Annotated in this window: 14 protein-coding genes; all 14 read right to left on the bottom strand. The window is 31.5% G+C overall.

Annotated elements, in window-relative coordinates; all coding sequences use genetic code 11:
* Window positions 1-19 precede the first annotated feature (19 nt).
* On the bottom strand, window positions 20-1,213 hold the full coding sequence (gene coaBC, locus V7Q02_RS01030; protein WP_333859099.1) for a bifunctional phosphopantothenoylcysteine decarboxylase/phosphopantothenate--cysteine ligase CoaBC: 1,194 nt from the start codon (window positions 1,211-1,213) through the stop codon (window positions 20-22).
* Entirely contained in the window at window positions 1,210-1,428 is a 219-nt protein-coding gene (gene rpoZ / locus V7Q02_RS01025) for a DNA-directed RNA polymerase subunit omega (RefSeq protein ID WP_333859098.1), read from the bottom strand. The genes coaBC and rpoZ overlap by 4 nt, the downstream gene beginning before the upstream one ends.
* Complete coding sequence (gene gmk / locus V7Q02_RS01020; RefSeq protein WP_333859097.1) at window positions 1,370-2,035, bottom strand: guanylate kinase; 666 nt, start codon at window positions 2,033-2,035, stop codon at window positions 1,370-1,372. The genes rpoZ and gmk overlap by 59 nt, the downstream gene beginning before the upstream one ends.
* A complete protein-coding gene (remA, locus tag V7Q02_RS01015) occupies window positions 2,035-2,310 on the bottom strand; it encodes an extracellular matrix/biofilm regulator RemA (RefSeq protein WP_333859096.1) in 276 nt (91 codons plus the stop codon). Before remA ends, gmk begins: the two co-directional genes overlap by 1 nt.
* Window positions 2,311-2,325: 15 nt before the next feature.
* Window positions 2,326-3,204, bottom strand: coding sequence for a YicC/YloC family endoribonuclease (locus V7Q02_RS01010; RefSeq protein ID WP_333859095.1), 879 nt, complete (start codon window positions 3,202-3,204; stop codon window positions 2,326-2,328).
* A 359-nt stretch (window positions 3,205-3,563) separates the two neighbouring features.
* Window positions 3,564-5,042, bottom strand: a complete 1,479-nt coding sequence (spoIVA, locus tag V7Q02_RS01005; RefSeq protein WP_333859094.1) for a stage IV sporulation protein A — start codon at window positions 5,040-5,042, stop codon at window positions 3,564-3,566.
* Between the two features lie 289 nt (window positions 5,043-5,331).
* Window positions 5,332-5,559, bottom strand: coding sequence for a hypothetical protein (locus tag V7Q02_RS01000; RefSeq protein WP_333859093.1), 228 nt, complete (start codon window positions 5,557-5,559; stop codon window positions 5,332-5,334).
* Window positions 5,560-5,616: 57 nt separating this feature from the next.
* Complete coding sequence (locus V7Q02_RS00995; protein ID WP_333859092.1) at window positions 5,617-6,591, bottom strand: glycosyltransferase family 2 protein; 975 nt, start codon at window positions 6,589-6,591, stop codon at window positions 5,617-5,619.
* A 108-nt stretch (window positions 6,592-6,699) separates the two neighbouring features.
* A complete protein-coding gene (locus tag V7Q02_RS00990) occupies window positions 6,700-8,073 on the bottom strand; it encodes a HAMP domain-containing sensor histidine kinase (RefSeq protein ID WP_333859091.1) in 1,374 nt (457 codons plus the stop codon).
* Window positions 8,070-8,744, bottom strand: coding sequence for a response regulator transcription factor (locus V7Q02_RS00985; protein ID WP_333859089.1), 675 nt, complete (start codon window positions 8,742-8,744; stop codon window positions 8,070-8,072). Before V7Q02_RS00985 ends, V7Q02_RS00990 begins: the two co-directional genes overlap by 4 nt.
* A 183-nt stretch (window positions 8,745-8,927) precedes the next feature.
* Window positions 8,928-11,150, bottom strand: a complete 2,223-nt coding sequence (locus tag V7Q02_RS00980) for a glycosyltransferase family 39 protein (RefSeq protein ID WP_333859088.1) — start codon at window positions 11,148-11,150, stop codon at window positions 8,928-8,930.
* A 136-nt stretch (window positions 11,151-11,286) separates the two neighbouring features.
* Window positions 11,287-12,285 carry an NAD(P)H-dependent glycerol-3-phosphate dehydrogenase gene (locus V7Q02_RS00975; protein ID WP_333859087.1) on the bottom strand — a complete coding sequence of 333 codons (999 nt, stop codon included), beginning with the start codon at window positions 12,283-12,285 and terminating at the stop codon, window positions 11,287-11,289.
* Window positions 12,286-12,288: 3 nt separating this feature from the next.
* Window positions 12,289-13,605, bottom strand: coding sequence for a ribosome biogenesis GTPase Der (gene der / locus V7Q02_RS00970; protein WP_333859086.1), 1,317 nt, complete (start codon window positions 13,603-13,605; stop codon window positions 12,289-12,291).
* A gap of 3 nt (window positions 13,606-13,608) precedes the next feature.
* Window positions 13,609-14,943, bottom strand: a complete 1,335-nt coding sequence (locus V7Q02_RS00965) for a DUF512 domain-containing protein (RefSeq protein ID WP_333859085.1) — start codon at window positions 14,941-14,943, stop codon at window positions 13,609-13,611.
* Window positions 14,944-15,115: the final 172 nt, after the last annotated feature.

The raw sequence follows: 15,115 nt of genomic DNA, 5'->3' as shown, positions 1-15,115 counted from the left end.
AAAATACCTAAAAATTAAATTATTTAGCCATTATTATATCAAATATTCTTCTGGCAACTTGTCTTTTATTCATTTTATCTAAGCTGATTTTATCACCATTATTAAATAATATGGTTACTTTATTATCATCTGAGGAAAATCCAATATCAGAACCTGTTATATCATTTGCAACTATGTAATCTAGATTTTTAGATTTCAATTTTTTCTCGGCATTTTCAATCAAATCATTACTTTCAGCTGCAAATCCAACTAAGATCTGTTTATCTTTTAATTGTCCAAGCCTTTTCAATATATCTATATCCTTAACTAAAGGCAATAAGAACTCATCTTCACTTTTTTTTATCTTTTTTCCTGAATAACTTTTAGGTTTAAAATCACACACTGCAGCAGCTTTCACTATTATATTTTGTTCCTCAAAGTCTTTAAGTACTGCATTTAACATTTCCTCATTTGTACTTACATCTATAAAGTTAATTCCATAGGGAACTTTTATATTTGTGGGACCTGAAATAAGAGTTACCTCTGCCCCTCTATCTCTGGCTTCCTCTGCTATAGCATATCCCATTTTCCCAGAGGACTTATTAGTTATATACCTTACAGGATCTAAGTCTTCTCTTGTAGGTCCTGCAGTTACCAAAACCTTTTTTCCCTTTAAATCCTTTATATCATAGAGCATACTTTCAATTACCTGTACTATGGAATCTGTATCTTCAAGTTTACCTGTACCTATATCTCCACAGGCAAGTTTTCCTGAAGATGGTTCTATGAACTCATATCCCAATTTTCTAAGCTTATTTATATTTTCCTGTACAATAGGATTGTTGTACATATTGGTATTCATTGCAGGAGCAAAGACTACAGGAGCTTTAGTAGCCATAATAGTCGTAGTAAGAAGATCATCTGCTATACCATTTGAAACTTTACCTATTACATTTGCAGTAGCTGGAATTATTGCCATCAAATCTGCCTCTTTAGCTAGGGATATATGCTGAATATCCCATGCTTCTGGTTCACAAAACATATCAACACTCACTATATTTTGACTTAGAGTTTGAAAACTTAAAGGAGTCACAAACTCCGAAGCAGCTTTTGTCATTATTACCTTTATATTAAAGTCCTTCTTCTTTAACTTACTGATAACATCCAAAGATTTATATACTGCAATTCCACCTGTTACACCTATAACTATAGTTTTTTTATCGTCTTTCATCATTTAATACCTTCTTTTACAGTTTCATAAGTAATTGCTCCTTCACTTATTTCATTAATAGCTATGGTTACAGGTTTAGTTGAATCTATATCCAATAAGGCTTCAGAACCTTCAATTAACTGTCTTGCCCTTTTAGCAGTCATGGTAACTAAAGTATATCTATTTTCTACTTTTTTTAATAAATCCACAACAGATGGATTTATCATCGAGTTGTTCATAAGTAATCCCCTCCCTAGAGCTTAATATTTCATCCTTAATTCTATCTACTCTGCATCTTTCAGCAGTAATTATACTTTCTATATTTTTTACAGCACACTCAATAGTATCATTTATAACTGCATAATTATATTTTGATACATAATTGATTTCCTTATACGCTGATTTAAATCTAGTCATAAGAGACTCTGGAGTTTCACTGCCCCTTTTTATAATCCTATTTTTAAGTTCTTCCATTGAAGGTGGAAGTATAAATATAAATACTCCTTTAGGATAGGCCTCCTTCACTTTTAAAGCTCCTTGAATATCTATTTCAAGTACCACATCTTTTCCTCCATCTATGGCCTTTAAAACCTCGGACTTAGGAGTTCCATAGTAATTTCCATATACCTTTGCATATTCTAAAAAATCCTTATTCTCTATTTTGGTTTTAAAAACTTCCTCAGTAAAAAAATAGTAGTTTACCCCATCTACCTCTCCCTTTCTAGGAGATCTTGTGGTGGCTGAGACAGACATCCAAAAATCATTTTTACTAATTAATTCTTTGCATATTGTCCCTTTACCAGTTCCAGAAGGTCCTGATATAACAATTAAAAGCCCTTTTTTCATTACACTTCAACCTCGCTAATTTCATCTTCTTCACCTTTAGTGGACAATCTATGTGCCACTGTTTCAGGCTGAACTGCCGAAAGTATTACATGATCACTATCTGTTATTATAACAGCTCTTGTTCTTCTGCCATAAGTAGCATCTATAAGCATACCCCTATCTCGCGCTTCTTGAATTATTCTCTTTATAGGCGCAGATTCCGGACTAACTATAGCTATTAATCTATTAGCTGAGACAATATTCCCAAAGCCTATATTTATTAACTTTATACCCATACATTTCCTCCTAGTTTATTCCACATTTTGTATTTGTTCTCTTATTTTTTCTATTTCATTTTTTATTTCTAATATGCTCTTAGTTATATTTAAATTTGTAGATTTTGAAGCAATAGTATTTGCTTCTCTATTCATTTCCTGTAATATAAAATCAAGCTTTCTTCCTACAGGTTCCTCTGCAGTTAAAGTCTTCTGAAATTGAATTATATGACTATTTAATCTTACAATTTCTTCATCAATACTAGATTTATCTGCAAATAAGGTCACTTCCATTTCAATTCTACCTTCATCCACCGGATACTCTTCTAATAAATTCTTTAGCCTCTGGGAAAGTTTATTCCTATAATCTTTTACCACTTCCTGAGAATTATTTTCCACTTCAATCAATAAATTTAAAATATAATTACATTTTTTAGATAGATCTTTTTCAATCTTTTCTCCTTCTTTTTCTCTCATATCCAAAAGCATGGAAAGCGCATCATCTAAAGCCTGTGATAGATATTCCCAAACATATTCCACATCTTCTTCTTCCTTTTTTAGTGTTATTACTTCGGGAAACTCGGCCACAAGACTTAGGGGTATATTTTCTTTTATGTTATATTTTTCCTTAATCCTATTAAAACATTCCACATAGCTATCAGCCAGTTTTTCATCCAATACAGCCTTTGTACCAAAATTATTAGAACTCCTTTGAGTTACAATTATATCCACCTTACCCCTATTTATTCTTTGTAATATAACTTTTCTAATTTTATCTTCCAAAATCATGAGACTTTTAGGCATTCTAACATTTAAATCACAGTACCTGTGATTTACACTTTTCATCTCCACTATAAAACTTTGATTTTCATCTTCTAAGGTACCTCTTCCAAATCCAGTCATACTTTTAATCATTATAATTTCATCCTTCCACATACATAACCTTATGAATCCATATTAATTATACATAAATACCAATAATAATTTCAAGGTAATTCATAGTGGAAGATTTAAAAATCCCTAAATTCCTATATAAATTATAACTTTAAAACGATTATAACATAAAATATCCATAATGAAAGAATAAATCAAAAATTTATTTCTATCTTTAAAAAAGCCTGGAATATAAGAAATATCAGCCTTAAGATAAACATATTATACTCTATAAAAAATTTAGAACTTCAGATAATTAAACTCAAACCTATCTAAAGTTCCCAATTAAACATATATGATTATTGTTCTCCTTGAATATATTACCGACATATCTTAAAAAATTATAGTATAATACATATTAAACCTCCATTACCCTCATTTATAATCTTTTGAAGGGTTTTTTGTATTTTTATCTGGATGTCTTCTGGCATTTTATATAATTTATTTTGAAGTCCTTCCTTAACTAAAATTTCTAAAGACTTTCCAAACATATTACTTTGCCATATTTTGGAAGGATCGCTTTCAAATTGCTCCAGCAGGGATTTTACCATCTCCTCACTTTCTCTTTCTGTACCCATAATAGGAGAAACTTCTGTTTGAATATCCGCTCTTATAAAATGAAGAGAAGGCGCACTTGCTTTTAATTTTACCCCAAACCTATTCCCTTGTTTCACTATTTCAGGTTCTTCCAGCTTCATTTCAGAGAGCTGTGGTGCCACAAGTCCATATCCTGTTTCTTTAACCTCCTTTAAAGCTCCTGATATTTTATCATATTCAACCTTAGCTTTATGCATCTTTTCAACTATACTTATTAAATCACTTTCCCCTTGAATTTCTTCTTCACAAACTTCACTAAGCACCTTATAATAGAGGCTTTTTTTAGGATTTAAATCAATTCTTGCCGTTCCTTCCCCCATGTTGATTTCCTTTATCACAGGTTCATCTATAAATTCTATGTCACGCACTCCTTGAAGTGATCTATCTATATCTCTAACTTTGTATATAGTATCACACATTTCTTTCACCAAATTTATAAAGTTCACCTTCAGCCAATGCTGCGTATCCATTTTTTCTATCCATTCTGGCATATCAATATTTATTTCTTTAACCGGGAACTCTTTAAGCACTCTCTTGAATACACTTGTTACATCTTCTTCTTTCATATTTAACACATCCATGGTCTGCACAGGTACATCATATTTGCTTTCCAACTCTTTTTTCAAAGCCACGGTATCGGGATCATAGGGGTGCTGTGAATTGAGAACTGTTATAAAAGGTTTATTTATGGACTTCAATTCATTTACTACTCTTTCTTCTGCTTCTACATAATCTTCCCTATTTATATCCGTTATGGAACCATCTGTAGTAATTAAGAGTCCTATGGTAGAATGCTCGTTTATTACCTTTTTTGTTCCGATTTCTGCCGCTTCCTCAAAAGGTATCTCATAATCATACCATGGGGTGGATACCATTTTTGCTTCTTCCCCTTCCATATATCCCGAAGCACTTTTAACTATATATCCAACACAGTCTACCATCCTTATTTTGAATTTTGCACCTCCCTCTAAATTTATCTCTATAGCCTCATTAGGCACAAATTTAGGTTCTGTGGTATGGATAGATTTCCCTGAAGAACTTTGGGGCAATTCATCTTTAGCCCTCTGTTTTTTATAAGCGTTGTTTATGTTTGGCAATACCATTATTTCCATGAATCTTTTTATAAAAGTTGACTTTCCCGTTCTAACAGGTCCTACTACACCCACATATATATCTCCTTGAGTTCTCTCCGCAATATCTTTGTATATATCAAAATTTTCCAAAATATGTCCTCCAATAATCTAATATTAACAGTATATATATATTTTTATATGTAACATTTTATTACTAGATCTTTTGCGGAGAATATGTATAATTAAAAATAAAAAAGCTTGAGAAAAGTCAATCTCAAAGCCCTTCATTTTAAAATTAAATACCACTTTCTAATTTACAAATTCATGGATGCCTCTAAAAAAGTTTCATACGATCCTATAGGCGTAATTTTGCTAAACACATCATTTCCAACAACCCGTTTTGCCTGAAGACTAGTAACAATACTTTTAAGTACAATATTTAAAGGGCGTACTTACCAATAGTTCTATAGCCTATGCTATCCACACAATCTTGTTTTGAAGCTTTAAGTTCACCTGTATCCACCACCAGATTATATTTAGATGTATCAAAAGTTTTTAGTCTGCCTGTTAAATCTTCAAAGATTTTATAACTTTCCTCTAGTGATATCAACCTCTTGAGAGTAATCAAAACTACCTTGTCCTTGGATTTAATTTCAAATTTATACATAATGTACTCCTCCTATTCAAATAAAATTATTTATACTTTTAATGTGGTTTACAAAGTCTATCTGCCATAAGATTGAACCTTTGAATCTATATTTTTATAGCTTACAATATTATCTATTATATATATTGGTCTATCTTTTACTTCATCAAATATCCTTCCAATGTACTGTCCCATTATCCCCAAGGCTATAAAAAGCAGACTTATCATAAATGAATTAATTGAGAGCACTAACCCCATACTTAAAACATCAACTCTATTAACTATATTTTTAGTGATTATAATAATTGCTGACACCATACTTGCTATTAATAAAAAGATCCCTATATGATTTATAAAGAACAAAGGCCTATAGGACAATGATGTTATTCCATCTAAAGCCAGCTTTACCATCTTGCTTAATGGATATTTTGTTTCTCCTGCAATCCTTTTTTGCCGTACAAATTCCACATAGGTTTGTTTGAATCCTACCCAACTGACCAGTCCCCTAACATATCTATTCTTCTCCGGCAGTGAGGATAATGCATCACATACTTTTTTGTCAATAAGCCTAAAATCTCCCACATCCCTTGGTACATCTACACTGGTCATGGATTTTAATAATTTATAGTACATAGAGGCTGTAAATTTTTTTAAAAAAGTCTCTCCTTCTCTTTTAACCCTCTTCCCATAAACTACTTCATAGCCTTCTTTCCATTTTTCTATCATTTTCAGGATAACTTCCGGTGGATCCTGAAGATCTGCATCAATTACCACAACGGCATCTCCCATAGCTATATTCATTCCTGCAGTTATTGCTGCCTGATGGCCAAAATTCCTAGAAAAATTAACTAATTTTATTCTACTATCCTTTTTACAAATTAGTTGTGCTTTATTTTTCGTACCATCTTTACTTCCGTCATTTACAAATATAATTTCATATTCTTGCCCTGTGGAGTCCATAACTTTTTTAAGTCTTTTATAACTTTCTGAAATTACAAGTTCTTCATTATATAAAGGTACTACAACACTATAAACAACTTTATCTTTAAACATTTTTTACACCTCACTTAGCTTCATCTTTATAGAAATTATAAATAATAATTATAGTTATAATATGTAATAGTTATGTGAATTTTATGTGATTATAAAAAGCAATCATCTTTATTGATGATTGCTTTTTATAGGATATCTAACTATAAAACTTACCCCCTTTTGTCTATTTACAGCCTTTACATCTCCCCCATAAAAATCTATTATTTTTTTGGAGATAGCAAGACCCAATCCAAAATTACCTGTTTTGTCTTTATACATATTGTCAAATATATGTTCCATATGTTCCTCCTTTATGGCACTTCCATCATTATAAATCTCAAGTACTGAAAAACCATCTTTATCTTTCAAACTTATTTTTATAGTGGTTTTAGCATATCTTAATGCATTGTCCATTATATTTTCTATAGAAACTTGTATCTTTTCCCTATCTCCAAAAATTGTGCTTTTATGAATATCCAATTCCCATTTGATATCATTTTTGAATACCTTGAATCTGTCTGTCATATTAGTTACAATATTCCCCAAATCAACATTTTCATTTTCTATATTATTACAAAGACTATACTCTAGTGTATTAAAATATAATATTTCTTTAATCCTTTTTTCTAGATTAATGGCTTCATCTCTTATTATTTCTGCAGTTTTTTCCACAGAATCTATATATATTCCATCTATAATTGCCTCGGCATGACCCATAATAACCATAACCGGTGTTTTTAAATCATGGGATATACTTTGAAGAAACAATTTTTCATTTTCTTCAGCATATTTTAATTTTTTTTGCATAATATTCATAGAAGTCGCAAGACTGCCAATTTCATCCTCATTTTTAAGTTCAATAGGCTCTCCCCATTGTCTATTAGCTATTTTTTTTGTGTAATTTTCTAATTTTTTAAGCGGCTTTGAAATATATGATGCTACAAGTTTTGAAGTAAAAAAAGCTATAATAATAAACACAATCCCTATAATAACTACATTATACAATATACTATTATCTGTAAAATAGGGCATATATGTAATTAAATATGATTTTCCAGAACTGTCACCTTTTATTAAACTTATAATAAAAAAGAACTTTTTATTATTATAGTATTCTTTAAATTGTTTTTGTTCGTCCCCTGTATATTTTATAAAACCAACCATCCATTCTCTTTCATCCTTTTCTCTCGATCTGGGTTCTATGTGATTTTCGGGTGGTTTATTTATATCCATTATTTCAGTTTTGCTTCCATTTATATTAACAATTAAATTTTGTATTTCTCTAAGATTTCTTAATTTATCAAAACTTAAAGGATTATTGAAATTATCACTTTTTAATAACATGTTATGTGCAGCTTTTAAATCCTCAATTTTAGCTTTTTCATCAAAGGTTCTAAATACAAACACATATAAAAGTGAAATACAAAATATTATTATAAGAATCATCACTGTAAAAGTAGCCCATATTCTTAGCATTAATGATTTTATTTTTAATTTTTTCATACTCTCACAACCAATTTATATCCATATCCATATACTGTTTCTATAGTTAACTTATCTGCTTTTTTTCTTAACCTTCTTATGGTGTCGTCTACTACCCTGTCTGATCCAAAATAGTCATTTCCCCATACATTCATCAAAATTTGTTCCCTTGATATCAAATTATTTTTGTTTTCCACAAGATAACTCAATAATTCAAACTCCTTATTAGTAAGTTGTAACTCTTCTCCCTTAAAAAAAACCATTCTTTGATTTTTACTGATTAAATATTCACCAATATTTACATTTGTACTTTTATTATCTTCATTGCCATATATTCTTTCCATAAGCTTATTAGTCCTTATAACCAATTCTCTAGGCAAAAATGGTTTAGATAGATAATCATCACTGCCAAGTTCTAATCCAACAACCCTGTCCAATTCTTCATTTCTGGCAGACATAAATATAACAGGAGTATTTTTGTTATTTTGTTTTATATATTTAATTAATTCATACCCATCTATATCTGGAAGCATTATATCCAGTATCCAAAGATCTGGCATATCCTTTATTCTTTTTTTTGCACAACTGCCATCAAAAAAAGTAGTAACGTCATACCCTTCATTCCTAAGATACTTCTCAAGCAAAACATTTAAGCTTTGTTCATCTTCTACTAAATATATCCTTTTAGCCAATATTACCACCTCAATTTAAATTAGCTACCAAAACATTTTAACGCCCCCATTTTACCATATCTTTAAAAAGCTGTCCATAAACCCTAGTGATTTCAAGCAAATAAGGCAAAAATATTCAAGGGGAAATTCATTGCCATGATTTTCTCCCCTTGAATTTACACATCTATATTTAAATTTTTTTCCTTATAAGCTGTTTCTATATTCTTTTAAATCATATAGCTGCTTTTGAGAATCTCTTCCTCCCATTCCCTGTGAATTTTTTAAGTTTGTACTGCTTTGCGTATTTGATGATTCAGTAGTAGACTGCACTGAATCACTATATTCACTTGAAGAGACTACTTTTCCATTTTGTTGAACCCAGCTCATAATTTCACTGCTAGAGGAATTGCCTCCTTTTGAATCTCCTACCATTACATACCTTATATCTCCGTTTTTTACTAATTTTTTAAACTCATCTAGGGTAATTGCCTTATTATTTCCCATAAATCCTCCAAGAGACATGACAGCTTCTCCTGTATTTAATATTATATCTGAGGCATCAGTGGAGGATGAAACCACAAGCAAATATTTTTCATTTGTCTTGTTTTTAAGCAGAAATTCTATAAGTTTTGAATCACTGCCACTTATATTATCCTGTGGATTACCTTTAGAATCTCCCTGTTGTCCAGGACCTGATTGTTGTTTTGAAGATAGAAGTTGCAATCCTGCTTCTGGGAAAGAGCCGTTCAATTTATTAAATAGTACCTGAGAAGATCCTGTAAGGGGTGTTATCAAAAGTCCTACAATTGATATTCCTACAAGAATTCTTTTCATCCTCATTATTTCATTTTGTCTAATGGTTTTTATAGATTTTAACACATTCAATGCACCTAATATTATTGAAGGTATTATACATAGAACTGCTATGCATATCATAAGCACCTTAACAATACTTGAATAACTTGTAAAATAACTGGCTACCAATAATTGAATACCTCCATTAACTAATAGTGCTGCAGGTAAAAGCCAGCTTTTCCAGCCTCCTTCTCTGTAAAATCCCCACATTGAAGTAATTCCTATTCCTGCAAGTGCTGCAGTTGGAGGTGCTAGCATAGTCAAATAATAGGAATGAAATGTGCCTGTATTAAAACTGAAATATACAAAAACAGGTAAGAACCACATAAACCATAGAGCCAATGCTTGTTTTCTACTATTATCCAATTTCAGTCTTAACTTTTCTTTCATAGCTGCAGCTATAAATCCAAATACGGCAAGAGGTATAAACCAGCATATCTGATCTGAAAGTGTATTTTTTGAAAATAGCCTGGTAACTCCTTGAGTAGCCTGGCCTCCAAAGGTACTAGACTGCACTCCTTCTTGAGTATTTCCACCTCCAAAACCTTGTCCTCCTGCATCGCCATCCATATTCCTATCTCCATTATTGGAATTAGGAGGTTCCCCATTTCCCCCATCCTTACCGCCTGAATTTCCAGAAAATTGCCCAAAAGATCCTGTAGAATTATAATCATTGGATGTTTTAGAACTTGAACCTTCCTTAAACTGTGGAGGAGTTTGTCCCTTTTCTCCTGGTGCTCCTCCACCCATGCCCTTACTAGATGAACTAAGGGATAGTCTCTCTGTTCCATTATGGCCTACTATAAGTTCCATAACAGTATTATTAGTACTGCTGTCTACATAAGGTCTATTCGCAGCAGGCACAGAATCTACAATTAATGCCCAGGATAATGATACTGCTACAAGCACAAAAGTACTAACTACAAGATGGACTATCCTCTTTTTAACAGAAACATTTGTAGCAAGAAGATATGTTATGTACAATGCAGGAACTACCATATAAGCCTGAAGCATTTTCACATTAAATCCTACCCCTACAAGTACCATACTTATTATAAGATATTTAAATTTTCCTCTTTCCGCAGCCACAGAAAGTGCAAGACATGCCAATAATAAAACCATCACAAGCATATTATCTATTGTATTATTTCTGCTTGCAGCTACAAATATTGGAGTTATTGCAAGACATAATGCGGAAATGAGTCCAGCTATGCCTCCAAAGGCTCTCTTTACAATAAAATAAATTAATATGACGGAAACTACTCCTGCTAAAGCCTGAGGCAAAATTATACTAACACCGCTAAATCCAAATACTTTAGCAAATATAGCTTGAATCCAAAAACCCAGAGGCGGTTTATCAATAGATACAAAACCTGCCGGATCAAAAGATACAAAGAAAAAATTTTTTAAATTCATTGTCATACTTTTTACAGCCGCAGCATAATAGGAATTTCCATAGCCTTCTATACTTAAATTCACAAAATTCAATACAGAAGAAAGTAGTACAATTAATATCAGTGCCACATTTTCTTTTGTAAACTTTATCTTATCCGCCAACTTCATTCTATTCATTAAAATTCACTCCTTTTTTACCTACATTCACAATGCAAGTTATACTATGTAGAAAATTATAACTTTTGTTTGTTGTATAAATATCAAAAATCTATGTGAAATTTATGTGATTGCAGATAATCAGGGACATCATATATTAATATATCTCACTTTTCTTGTCTCTACTCATCAATTCATATACAATATACTTAGGTTCTTTTTCCTGAAATAATATTTTATAAAGTGAATCTGTTATGGGCATTTGTACTCCCAATTTTTCTTTTAGCATATAAAAGGCATTACAGGCCTTTATTCCCTCCACCACCATTCCTATTTGCTCTACTGCCTCTTTTACAGGTATACCCTTTCCTATAAGCATACCCGCTTTTCTATTTCTACTGTGAATACTTGTACAGGTAACTATAAGATCACCTATACCTGTGAGTCCCGTAAAAGTCTCCCTTTTTCCACCCAATTTTTCTCCAATTCTCATTATTTCCGCAATACCCCTTGTCATAAGTGCAGCTTTAGAATTATCTCCATATCCTATTCCATCGGAAATTCCTGCAGCTAGGGCAATTATATTTTTAACTGCGCCTCCAATTTCCACTCCCACAATATCTTCATTTGTATACACTCTGAATTTTTTTGTCATAAATAAATCTTGAATTTTTTCAGCATATTCCATATACTTTGAAGATACCACTACTGTGGTGGGTATATCCTTTGCTACTTCTTCTGCATGACTTGGTCCTGAAAGTACTACTATCTTATTTTTAGGCAATTCTTCCTCAATAACCCTTGAAAGTCTCTTTGTGCTTTCTTCTTCTATTCCCTTTGCTATATTTACTATTATTTGATCTTCTTTTATGAATTTTTTGAAATTTCTGCAAACCTCTCTCACCGCTTGAGAAGGTACTGACAAAACTAAAACATCTCCTGCTTTTATAACTTCTTCTGCATCACAGGAAGCCTTCACCCTCTCTGGAATTACTACTCCGTGAAGATACTGTATATTTTCTCTTTTTACATTTATATCTTCTACTATGTTTGATTTTCTATCCCACAAATTTACTTTTATCCCTTTTTTGCCAAGCATCACTGAAAGAGCCGTTCCAAAACTTCCCCCTCCCAAAAAAGATACCGATAAACACATAAGCTATTCCTTCCTTTCCCTAAATTCTAATTTTATGCCAGTTCCAGTAAAATCAAAACTATCTCTCAATTGATTTTCAATATACCTTCTGTAGGAAAAATGAATACACTTAGGATCATTTACAAAAAACACAAAAGTAGGAGGTTTTGTTCCTATTTGTGTCACATAATAAATCTTCAATCTTTTATTACCTATCACAGGAGGCTCTTTCATCATTACTATCTTACCTATTATGTCGTTTAAAATTCCTGTTTTTATCTGCTTGCAATAATTATCATAACACTGTCTTACCATTTTAAAAATTCTATTTACCCTTTGACCTGTTTTAGCAGAAATAAATAGATACGGTGCATATGACATAAATGAAAGACTATTGCCTATACTGGTCTTGTATTTATTTACAGTTTTAGTGTCCTTATCTATTAAATCCCATTTATTAATTACAATCATTATGGCCTTATTTAACTCATGGGCATACCCTATTATTTTTTCATCCTGTTCACTTATATCATGAGTAGCATCTAATATAAGCATACATACATCGGCTCTTTCCACTGCGGTGTATGTCCTTATAACACTATACTTTTCTATTTCTTCTTTAACTTTGCTTTTTCTTCTAACACCAGCAGTATCTATCAATAAAAATTTCCCTTCTTCTGTTTCTAAATAACTGTCTATAGCATCTCTAGTAGTACCTGGAATTTCACTTACTATTACCCTTTCTTCTCCTAAAAGTTTATTTATAATAGAAGACTTTCCTACATTAGGCTTCCCTATAAATGCTATTTTTATATATTCGCTGTCTTCATCTTCATTACCTTGATTTTTAAAATTTTCCACTAATTTATCCAGCATATCTCCAAGTCCCAGTCCTTGTGATGCAGAAATGGATATAGGTTCCCCTATTCCAAGGTTGTAAAACTCATATATGTAATTTTCCTGCTTTATATTATCTATTTTATTTACTACAAGCACCACAGGTTTTTTACTCTTCCTAAGCATTTGAGCCACTTCTTTATCCGCTGCAGTAAGCCCCTCTCTTCCATCTACTATAAATATTATTACATTTGCAGTTTCTATAGCCACCTGTGCCTGTCTTCGCATTTTTGCAATTATTACATCATTATTTTCAGGTTCAATTCCCCCTGTATCAATTATGGTAAAATTATAGTTGAGCCACTCTGCCTGAGCATATACCCTGTCTCTTGTGACTCCCGGGGTATCCTCCACTATAGATATTCTTTTTCCTGCAAGCTTATTAAATAATGTAGACTTTCCTACATTAGGTCTTCCTACTATAGCCACTATTGGTTTTCCCATTAATTATTCCACCTCACTGTTTTCATTTATAGTCTGTATTAAATCTTTTCCTGTATAATCGCATACAAGTATTTTTCTATTTAAAGAATTTTCTAATTCTTCTAAAGTTACATCATCTAAAAATACTCTTTTATTTGACTCCGAAAGTTCATAGCCCTTTCTCAGCATGCACTCTGGTATAATCAAATAATTACCTAAATCTTCACACTGAAGTTGTTCTAATATATCCTCTGAAGTAACAAGTCCTGCTATAGTTATAGTGTTACCAAAGAAATTGTTTATTATCTTTTTTACATGGATTATTATATTAGGATTTGTTTTCATTATTTTTTTTGCTGCATTTTTTATTTCCTCATAGGCTAGATCTCCTGTTATAAAAGTAAAGGACCCCTTAGCTCCTAAATTTAAATTTTTAAGTCCATTTTTTATATTGTCCCTAAAAATCCTTACCATTCCAACTCCATCTTCTAACTGCTTGTAATTTTCATAAAATTGAGCAGAGGGAATTTCTTTATGTGAAACAATGTAAAACTCATCTGAAAATCTTACAAAGGGAACTCCTATTTCTTTTATATATTTTTTCTGAAGTTCTTCTGCAATCTCTAATTGTTCTTTAGCCGAATTTTCATCATATTGTTTTAAATGAAAAAGTCCCTGTCTATATTTTGTAATTCCTACAGGTACTACTGCCACATTTTCCACTTGGGGATATAATTTATAGAGATCCTCTATGGTTTTTCTAAGTTCCACCCCGTCATTTATACTAGGGCACAATACTATTTGACAATTTATTTTTATATGATTTTCTGTAAGCTTCTTTAGCAGTTTATATATTTTTCCAGCAAATCTGTTGTTTATCATTTTAACTCTCAATTTGGGATTGGTAGTATGTACTGATACATTTATAGGACTTATTTTATATTTAATTATCCTGTCTATATCCTCTTTCTTCATATTAGTTAAAGTGACAAAATTACCTTGTAAAAATGCCAGCCTTGAGTCATCATCTTTAAAATAAAGAGTCTCTCTCATCCCCTTTGGCATTTGATCTATAAAGCAAAAAATGCACTTATTATGGCAACTTTTAGGTTTATCCAAAATTGCATCTTCAAATTCTACCCCCAAATCTTCATCATATTCTTTTTCTATTTCCAGAGTCCATATTTCTCCATCTTCCTTTTGAATTTCCACTTCCACATAGTCATCACTTATGAGAAATTTATAATCTATAATATCTTTAACTTTTACATTATTAATGGATAGGAGATAATCTCCCACTTCTATTTCCATTTCTTCAGCAATACTTCCACATTTAATTGCCTTGATTTTATTTTTCATGCATACAACTCCCAGTTAAAATTTTTATCTAAAGAGTAAAAGTAGTCAGTACCCCTATTTTAAAAAGAGAAAGATACGATATTACATATCCAAATAAGTTTTTCTAAGGTTCAGATTGCACACTTAGAATATACTCTAATATACCTATTTAGTCAATTATTAAAGTTCCAGA

The organism is Clostridium sp. (genome assembly GCF_036781005.1).
In the GTDB taxonomy this organism is placed as follows: Bacteria; Bacillota; Clostridia; order Clostridiales; family Clostridiaceae; genus Clostridium_B.
The sequence above is the reverse complement of the archived record's forward strand: the minus strand, read 5'-3'. Positions and strand labels throughout refer to the sequence as shown.

Excerpts from the sequence above, each read along its gene's own strand:
- V7Q02_RS00990 (WP_333859091.1), bottom strand. The coding sequence starts at position 8,073 with ATGAAAAAATTAAAAATAAAATCATTAATGCTAAGAATATGGGCTACT.
- coaBC (WP_333859099.1), bottom strand. The coding sequence starts at position 1,213 with ATGATGAAAGACGATAAAAAAACTATAGTTATAGGTGTAACAGGTGGA.
- remA (WP_333859096.1), bottom strand. The coding sequence starts at position 2,310 with ATGGGTATAAAGTTAATAAATATAGGCTTTGGGAATATTGTCTCAGCT.
- der (WP_333859086.1), bottom strand. The coding sequence starts at position 13,605 with ATGGGAAAACCAATAGTGGCTATAGTAGGAAGACCTAATGTAGGAAAG.
- V7Q02_RS01000 (WP_333859093.1), bottom strand. The coding sequence starts at position 5,559 with ATGTATAAATTTGAAATTAAATCCAAGGACAAGGTAGTTTTGATTACT.
- rpoZ (WP_333859098.1), bottom strand. The coding sequence starts at position 1,428 with ATGAACAACTCGATGATAAATCCATCTGTTGTGGATTTATTAAAAAAA.
- V7Q02_RS00975 (WP_333859087.1), bottom strand. The coding sequence starts at position 12,285 with ATGTGTTTATCGGTATCTTTTTTGGGAGGGGGAAGTTTTGGAACGGCT.
- V7Q02_RS01010 (WP_333859095.1), bottom strand. The coding sequence starts at position 3,204 with ATGATTAAAAGTATGACTGGATTTGGAAGAGGTACCTTAGAAGATGAA.
- V7Q02_RS00980 (WP_333859088.1), bottom strand. The coding sequence starts at position 11,150 with ATGAATAGAATGAAGTTGGCGGATAAGATAAAGTTTACAAAAGAAAAT.
- gmk (WP_333859097.1), bottom strand. The coding sequence starts at position 2,035 with ATGAAAAAAGGGCTTTTAATTGTTATATCAGGACCTTCTGGAACTGGT.
- V7Q02_RS00995 (WP_333859092.1), bottom strand. The coding sequence starts at position 6,591 with ATGTTTAAAGATAAAGTTGTTTATAGTGTTGTAGTACCTTTATATAAT.
- V7Q02_RS00965 (WP_333859085.1), bottom strand. The coding sequence starts at position 14,943 with ATGAAAAATAAAATCAAGGCAATTAAATGTGGAAGTATTGCTGAAGAA.